The organism is Geminocystis sp. GBBB08, from assembly GCF_016743215.1.
Lineage (GTDB): Bacteria > Cyanobacteriota > Cyanobacteriia > Cyanobacteriales > Cyanobacteriaceae > Geminocystis.
Genome location: NZ_VRZC01000178.1, coordinates 1 through 7,461 on the forward strand (window position 1 = coordinate 1; position 7,461 = coordinate 7,461).

At 32.8% G+C, this 7,461-nt stretch carries 6 protein-coding genes and 1 pseudogene; 4 read left to right on the top strand and 3 right to left on the bottom strand.

Annotation, left to right across the window (positions count from 1 at the left end):
- Positions 1 to 36 precede the first annotated feature (36 nt).
- Together FWJ34_RS16645 and FWJ34_RS16650 are read left to right on the top strand one after the other, a co-directional pair.
- The gene (locus tag FWJ34_RS16645; protein ID WP_308256467.1) at positions 37 to 1,506 is read left to right on the top strand and encodes a TldD/PmbA family protein; all 1,470 of its coding nucleotides are present in this window, start codon (positions 37 to 39) and stop codon (positions 1,504 to 1,506) included.
- Positions 1,507 to 1,639: 133 nt separating this feature from the next.
- Positions 1,640 to 2,644: a zinc-binding dehydrogenase gene (locus FWJ34_RS16650; RefSeq protein ID WP_308256469.1), complete on the top strand. Its 1,005-nt coding sequence runs from the start codon at positions 1,640 to 1,642 to the stop codon at positions 2,642 to 2,644.
- A 149-nt stretch (positions 2,645 to 2,793) separates the two neighbouring features.
- Here the strand turns inward: FWJ34_RS16650 and FWJ34_RS16655 are convergent, their stop codons facing one another.
- The gene (locus tag FWJ34_RS16655; protein WP_308256470.1) at positions 2,794 to 4,221 is read right to left on the bottom strand and encodes an FAD-dependent oxidoreductase; all 1,428 of its coding nucleotides are present in this window, start codon (positions 4,219 to 4,221) and stop codon (positions 2,794 to 2,796) included.
- Positions 4,222 to 4,528: 307 nt separating this feature from the next.
- Positions 4,529 to 4,822, bottom strand: a complete 294-nt coding sequence (locus tag FWJ34_RS16660; protein ID WP_308256471.1) for a DUF4351 domain-containing protein — start codon at positions 4,820 to 4,822, stop codon at positions 4,529 to 4,531.
- A gap of 162 nt (positions 4,823 to 4,984) precedes the next feature.
- On the opposite strand from FWJ34_RS16660, the gene FWJ34_RS16665 reads away from it, so the two are divergent.
- Together FWJ34_RS16665 and FWJ34_RS16670 are read left to right on the top strand one after the other, a co-directional pair.
- Positions 4,985 to 6,508: a type II CAAX endopeptidase family protein gene (locus FWJ34_RS16665; RefSeq protein WP_308256472.1), complete on the top strand. Its 1,524-nt coding sequence runs from the start codon at positions 4,985 to 4,987 to the stop codon at positions 6,506 to 6,508.
- A gap of 225 nt (positions 6,509 to 6,733) precedes the next feature.
- Positions 6,734 to 7,060, top strand: a complete 327-nt coding sequence (locus FWJ34_RS16670) for a phasin family protein (RefSeq protein WP_308256473.1) — start codon at positions 6,734 to 6,736, stop codon at positions 7,058 to 7,060.
- A gap of 41 nt (positions 7,061 to 7,101) precedes the next feature.
- On the opposite strand, the pseudogene FWJ34_RS16675 reads toward FWJ34_RS16670, so the two are convergent.
- Positions 7,102 to 7,461 (bottom strand): annotated as a pseudogene (locus FWJ34_RS16675) (hypothetical protein); the annotation flags it as partial.

Sequence of the window (7,461 nt, forward strand, 5' to 3'; positions counted from 1 at the left end):
AAAAAATAAACCAGCAAAACGAAATAAGATAAAAATATGTCACCAACTTTGTTAATCTCCCGTGAAATACCTAACTTATCCTATCATCCCAATATTGATAGATTTGACTTAACATGGGAAAAACCCTTATCCACATTATTAGGTTTGGGAAGGGCAGCCGGGGCAGATTTTGTCGAATTTTTCTTGGAAAAAGCTAATTATATTAGCTGTTTAGCTGAAGATGATACTATCACTAGCATAACTCCAAGACTCTCCACTGGTGCAGGAGTAAGAGTGTTTCGAGGGAAACAAGACTGTTATGTTAGCACCAATGATATTACTTTTTCAGGATTAAAACAAGCCTTAGAGAAAGCATTGTCTATTTTAGGCTTAAATTTACCTCAAGGAAGTGCATTTATTCCTGAAATTAACCTTGAAATGTTTAGAGATTACGCCGTCAGTAAAAATAAAGAAACATGGTTAAGTAACTGTAGCAATATGCAAGAAATGGGGGAAATTTTGCTATCTGCTAACCATAGATTAAATCAAAAAGCCAATCATGTACAATCTCGCCGTGCTACTTATTTTCGTGACTGGCAAGAAGTTTTAGTTGCCTCTAGCGATGGTACATTTGCTCGAGATATTCGCTTAACTCAATCCGTTGGTTATAACCTTTTATGTGCTGATGGAGAACATAGATCTTCGATTGGGAAACGAGACGGTGACACCAGTAATCCTGATTTTTTAAGGAAATGGAATTATGAAAATGTAGCCGAAGAAGTAGCGGAATCAGCAGGTAAAATGTTGTATGCCGATTACATAGAATCAGGGCAATACCCTATTATCATGGCTAACCAATTCGGAGGTGTAATTTTCCATGAAGCCTGTGGGCATTTATTAGAAACTACTCAAATTGAAAAAAAAAGTACACCATTTATTGATAAAAAAGGAGAAAAAATTGCCCATGAAAACTTGACGGCATGGGATGAAGGCTTATCGGAAAATGCCTTTGGAAGTATCGATATGGACGATGAAGGAATGCCACCACAACGCACTCTTTTAATTGAGAATGGCATCTTAAAGAACTTTTTGGCAGATCGGGCTGGAGCAATACGCACTGGGCATCCTCGCACTGGAAGTGGCAGAAGACAAAGCTATAGTTTTGCCGCCGCATCTCGTATGCGTAATACTTATATTGCTGGGGGGAAATATACCTTAGATGAAGTATTTGCTTCGGTAGATAAAGGGATTTACTGTAAAAAAATGGGGGGTGGAAGCGTTGGTGCTACGGGGGAGTTTAACTTTAGTGTGGATGAAGCCTACCTTATCGAAAACGGTAAAATAACTAAACCTTTAAAAGGTGCAACCCTTATCGGTGAAGCAAAAGAAATCATGACGAAAATTTCTATGTCATCACAAGATTTAGGATTAGCGGCAGGTTTTTGTGGCTCGGTTAGTGGTAGCGTATATGTAACTGTTGGGCAACCTCATATCAAAGTTGATTCTATAACCGTTGGGGGTAGATAAATTAGTTGATAAGCTAAAACTCATATAGTTTTCTGTCTTCTTCTGTTTTTGTTATTAACATTTTCTGACTAGCGATTATAATAAAATTCATCTTAAAAGATGATGAGATTGATTAATTATTACTCGGATTATTATGAAAGCAGTTTTAATGACAAAAGCAGGAGATGTTAATGTACTTCAATTAACGGAAATTCCTACTCCACAAATAACAACCCCTACAGAAATTTTAGTGGAATTAAAAGCCGCTGGAGTTAACCCCATTGATACCAAAATTCGTAGTCGTGGCACATTTTATCCCGAATCATCATCAACAATTTTAGGATGTGATGGTGCTGGAGTTGTAGTTGCCATAGGGAAAAAAGTCACAAGGTTTAACTGTGGTGATGAAGTTTATTTTTGTGCGGGTGGTTTAGGGAAACCAAATACAGGAAATTACGCCCAATATGCCGTTATTGAAGAAGATTATGTTGCAATGAAATCAAAATCATTATCTTTTGCCCAAGCCGCCTCTGCACCATTAGCTTTAATAACAGCGTGGGAATCATTATATGACAGAGTACAATTAAATTCTGAAAATACCATTTTGATTCATGGTGGTGCTGGTGGAGTTGGTCATGTTGCAATTCAACTGGCAAAACTTAAAGGTGCAAAAATAGTTACAACCGTTAGTAATTCAGATAAAGAAAGATTAGTGCGTAAGTTGGGTGCAGATTATCCTATTTTATATAACCAACAAAATTTTATTTCTGCAATTATGGATTTGACTCATGGCAAAGGGGTTGATGTTGGTTTTGATACCGTTGGAGGAAAGACTTTTTTTGATACTTGTCAAGCCGTTAAAGTTTATGGTGATGTGGTGACAATTCTTGAACCTAACTGTAATATTGAAAGTTTAAAAATTGCTCGTAATCGTAATTTAAGAATTAGTTTGGAGTTAATGTTAACACCTGCATTAATGAATTTATCAGAGTCATTAAAACATCAAAGAGAAATTTTAGAACAATGTGCGCTATGGTTTGATGAAGGAAAATTAACAATACATCTTGAGCAAACTTTTCCTTTAGCAGAAGTTTCTAAGGCACATCAAATTATTGAAAAGGGTTCTGTAATAGGGAAAATTTCTTTAATTATTCCTTAATTTAAACTTATATTTTTGAGATAGAGACAATGCAAGGCAAGGGGTTTAAACTCCTTGTTACCCCTTGTTACTCCTTGTTACTGATTGTTAACATAGCTATGAGAAAAATAAAAGGCATCAATTAATTTTACTCACTCACTTATGATGCCCTAAAATCCCAACCAACGGCGAAAACTAAAAAATTTACTTAATAGATTTTGTAAGCCTTGATTTTTTGCATATTTTTGTTTAGTGAAAAGTAGTCCTGTTTTACTATTAATTTCACTTAAAGTTGGGTAAATATGAATACCTGTTAAAGCTGTTACTTTAAGATTATTTTTCATCGCTAAAACAATTTCATGAATTAATTCTCCGGCTGATTCTCCAATGATAGTTGCTCCTAAAATATCGCCTTTTAAAGTAACAATTATCTTAGAAAAACCTTTTATATTTCCTTCTGTTTGCGCTCGATCAACTTCTTTAATTTCTTGTTTTAGAATTATAATATTATCTCCATAAAATTTTCTCGCTTGAGTTTCATTCATGCCAACCCTTGCCAATTCTGGAGAAGTAAAAGTTGCCCAAGGAATGACTCGATAATCAACCTTTTTTGTGGGAAAGAAAAGAGCGTTTTGTAAAATAATTGTGGCTTCATATCCTGCTACATGGGTGAATTGATAACCGCCGATAACGTCTCCGCAACCATAAATTTTTTTATTGCTGGTTTGCAATTTATGATTAACTTCAATTCCTTGATTATTATACTTAACTTTCGCTTTTTCTAAATTGAGAGATTTAAGATTAGGAGTGCGCCCAATGGAGATTAAAATTTCCTCAGCAATTAATTTTTCACCCTTGACAAAAACAACTTTTTTTCCTTCAATTAATTCTACTTTTTCTGCCTTCCCTGACTTAATTATCCTAATACCTTCCTCGATTAATTGATTTTCGATGATTTTTGCGGCTTCTGAGTCTTCTTTGGGCAAAAGTTGATTTCTACTAGCTATGATCGTTATCTGTGCACCTAATCTTCTTAATGCTTGTCCTAACTCACAGGCGATCGCACCACCACCCATTATAATTATCGATTTAGGTAACTGTGTCAAAGAAAAAACCTGCTCATTAGTGATAAATCCAACCTCTGATAAACCTTGAATATCAGGGATTTTAGGGCTTGAGCCGGTAGAAATGACGAAATTTCGAGGTTTAAATTGCTTTTGGTTAACCTGAAAGGTATTTTCATCAATAAACGCACCATCTCCGAAAATCACATCTACTCCTAACCCTCTAAATCTTTCGGGGGAATCATTTGGTTCAATAGTACTAATTACTTGTTGTACATGGTTAATAGCTTCTGAAAATTTAATTTGCAGATTGTCATTATAAATACCAAAATTATGACTATTTTGCACCTGATAAGCGATTCTACTAGCATGAATCAAAGACTTACTTGGTACACAACCATACCAAAGACAATCACCTCCTAAACGATGCTTTTCCACTAAGACGACTTTTGCTTTTAATTGTGCGGCAGCACTTGCAACTACTAATCCTCCAGATCCACCTCCAATAATAACTAAATCATATTCTTTGGTCATTTTTTTATGTTTTTTATATTTGTAATTAATTATTTTATTTTATCTTGAGAAAATGATAAAAACCTGAGGAATTTTTGAAATATTTATCAATATTTTTAAGTAAAAATAATCTACTTTTTCAAAAGTAGGGTAGTCCGTTAAAAAGTCAAACAAATTGATGATTTTTTTGAACAGAATTGATTTTATTTTTAATTATTAAAATCATCGGTTTGACAACCAAAAAAAATCTTGCTATAATTATACCTAACTATCAACATTAACTATCAACAATCAACTATTAACGTTTAGGGGCTTAATTTCCAAGTCCCTATGTCGTTTTTGTTTTATTATCGTCAGTATTTGGTAATAATTGATTAAGCCATGCTTCTATATCAGTTAATTCTGACAAATCAAATAAAGACTCTCCCAAAGTTTCCAATTCTTCTTTCGGCAAGACTCTCAGACGCTCAATCATTGATGAATCTATTTCTCCAAAACGGCGATTTAAAAGACGATGAAGAAACATAAAAGCTTCTTTTTGCTCACCTCTAAGCTCACCAATTTGTTTACCTCGTTTTTCCCCTTTCTGTAATATATCTTGATAAATTACTGATTCAAGCATAATCTCCTCCTTTAATAAATGATTTAATTTTGTTGTTTTTGGTTGAGCTATGGTTCTATATCAGCTAAAATTTTGTTAAATCTAATAAAGATTCTCGATGACAAAGTATGTAATAATGTCACAACTTACAGTACTATTATAAGATAAACTGTTATTAATCAAATGATGAATTGGAAGCGATCGCTATTGGCTATTCTTACGGTATTGTCAATGTACAGTGTTTTTTTTGCCCTCAGTCAAAGTTTGGGTGAACCTCAAGTACAATCTCAGCTAGAATTATATCAGACAAATTTGATTCTCAACGCCTCATCTTTGAATCAATCTTCTAATCCCTTAATATCAGATAGTGGTAATGTTGGTAATATTGCGCAGGGTTTAATTGGCACGAATCCTTATAGTTTGGCGCAAAGTCAATATGAAAAAGCCTTAAAAGTGACAGAAGATTCTTTACATAATTTTGAGGTTAAAAATAAATCTTTTTTAGCTAGTGAAAAGGTAATGGCTTCCGAAAGCCCAAGACAACAATTAAAACAAAATATTCAACAGTATCAAAAATTAGTTAATGATTTTAATATTAAGTTAGGAATTATATCAGCAAAAGAGAATAACTTAACTAAAGCAAATGACTATTTGTCAGATATTGATGATGAGGAATTAAAAATTACGTTAACTAAAATTTGGAATAAAGAAACACAAATTGATGATAAATTAGAAGAAATTGTTAATAAAAAATTAGATGGTTGGTTCCAATTAAATACTTTAGCTCAATTATACGAAAATAAAAATGATAAAGTTAAGTTAGCAGAAGTTCAATTAAAATTAGGAATATTAGCAGAAAAAGCTGTTTATTGGTTATTTATATTAAGCATAATTCCTGTTATGGGAGGCTTAATTGGTGTCGGCTTAATTATTTTCTTAATTATTCAATTGGCTATCAAAAAAGAAACCTCAATCTTAGCTATTAATTATAATCAAATATGGGAATCTCCTTGGAATTGGGAAATTATTTGGCAAGTATTCATCGTTGGTTTTTTCTTTCTTAGTCAAGTTTTATTACCAATATTTTTTGGGTTGAGTGGTTTTAATCCTAATAGTTTAAACATCAAAGGCAAGGCTTTATATGTATTAGCTAGTTATTTTTTCATGGCTGGAGGAGGTTTATTAGTTTTATACCTATCTTTAAAATCTTTTTTCCCGTTACCCGAAGGTTGGTTTAAATTGACGAATAAAAAATGGTATTTATGGGGGATTGGAGGCTATTTAGTGGCGATTCCTTGTATCTTTTTCGTGTCAATTATCAATCAACAATTATGGCAAGGAAAAGGAGGGAGTAACCCATTGTTATTATTAGCTTTAGAATCTCAAGATAAATTTGCTTTAGCTATCTTTTTCATCACTGCTTCTATTGCCGCACCTATTTTTGAAGAAATTATGTTTCGAGGTTTTTTGCTTCCTTCTCTTACCCGTTATCTCCCAGTTTGGGGTGCAATAGTAGCTAGTGGGATTCTTTTTGCGGTGGCACATTTAAGTTTAGCAGAAACCATACCTTTAGCTACTTTAGGCATAATTCTAGGAATAGTTTACACTCGATCTCGCAGTTTATTAGCATCTATAACTTTACATAGTTTATGGAATAGTGGCACACTTTTTAGTTTATTTGTTTTAGGTCTATCTGATAAGGTTTAATTTCTGTATTGATTCAACATCGGGTAGAAATTTAGAAGCCTGATTTACTGTGGAAAATCATAATTATTGGAGAAGTATATATATATTAACCCAAGAATAAAACCACGCAATACTAAAAATCAAATTTAAGTTAGAACATCCTAATATAATTAGTAATTTAGTGGTAGGAAGAATGTCAAAATAAATAGAATAACAGAATAATTAAAAATTGATCATAAAAATACTATGGATAATAACAACGATTGGCTCAAACAGTTATTAATGATTGGCGTAGGCACTACTTCCCTAGCGGCAGAAAAAATTAAAGAAGCAAGTGAACAATGGGTAAAAGAGGGTAAAATAAATCCTGATCAAGCTAAGGGTATTGTCGATGATTTAATACAACAAATTCAGTCAGATCAAAGTAATATTCAAGCTCAAATGGAACGTCAAATTCGTAATGTGTTACAAGATTTGGGCGAACCTAGACAGTCCGAAATAGATGAATTAAGAGGAAGAATTGATCGATTAGAGCGTCAAGTTAGGGATTTAGAAAATAAATCATGGCGGTAAAATAATTAGGAATTAGAAATTAGGAATTAGGAATTAGGAATTTAAAGTCTCCTTTTTCTGTAATCTCTTATTTTTTTATTGCCAGTCATTAGTGTTGAATTTTTGAAGATTTGGGCTTGAGATTCTTTAGTTTTTTCTCTAAACTTAAAGAGGAGATCTTCTAGTTCATATTGATGTAAAATAAATGCTTCATAATAAATAGTAGAAAGACATTTTCTGAATTGATTAGGAAGTAAAGATTCATCTAATAATTTATTAAACAGTTTTGGAAATGATACTTTTCCACTTTCTATTAAGCTTTGTTTTGCTAAGCCTGTGGGAGAAAATAAATAATGATAAGAGAAAATTTGAGTATCGTCTTCATCAGAACAAAAGAAGGCTAAAAATAGTATAAATAATGG

What these genes read in the sequence shown, in the direction of transcription:
- FWJ34_RS16645 (WP_308256467.1), top strand. Translation starts at nt 37, where the DNA reads ATGTCACCAACTTTGTTAATCTCCCGTGAAATACCTAACTTATCCTAT.
- FWJ34_RS16650 (WP_308256469.1), top strand. Translation starts at nt 1,640, where the DNA reads ATGAAAGCAGTTTTAATGACAAAAGCAGGAGATGTTAATGTACTTCAA.
- FWJ34_RS16655 (WP_308256470.1), bottom strand. Translation starts at nt 4,221, where the DNA reads ATGACCAAAGAATATGATTTAGTTATTATTGGAGGTGGATCTGGAGGA.
- FWJ34_RS16660 (WP_308256471.1), bottom strand. Translation starts at nt 4,822, where the DNA reads ATGCTTGAATCAGTAATTTATCAAGATATATTACAGAAAGGGGAAAAA.
- FWJ34_RS16665 (WP_308256472.1), top strand. Translation starts at nt 4,985, where the DNA reads ATGATGAATTGGAAGCGATCGCTATTGGCTATTCTTACGGTATTGTCA.
- FWJ34_RS16670 (WP_308256473.1), top strand. Translation starts at nt 6,734, where the DNA reads ATGGATAATAACAACGATTGGCTCAAACAGTTATTAATGATTGGCGTA.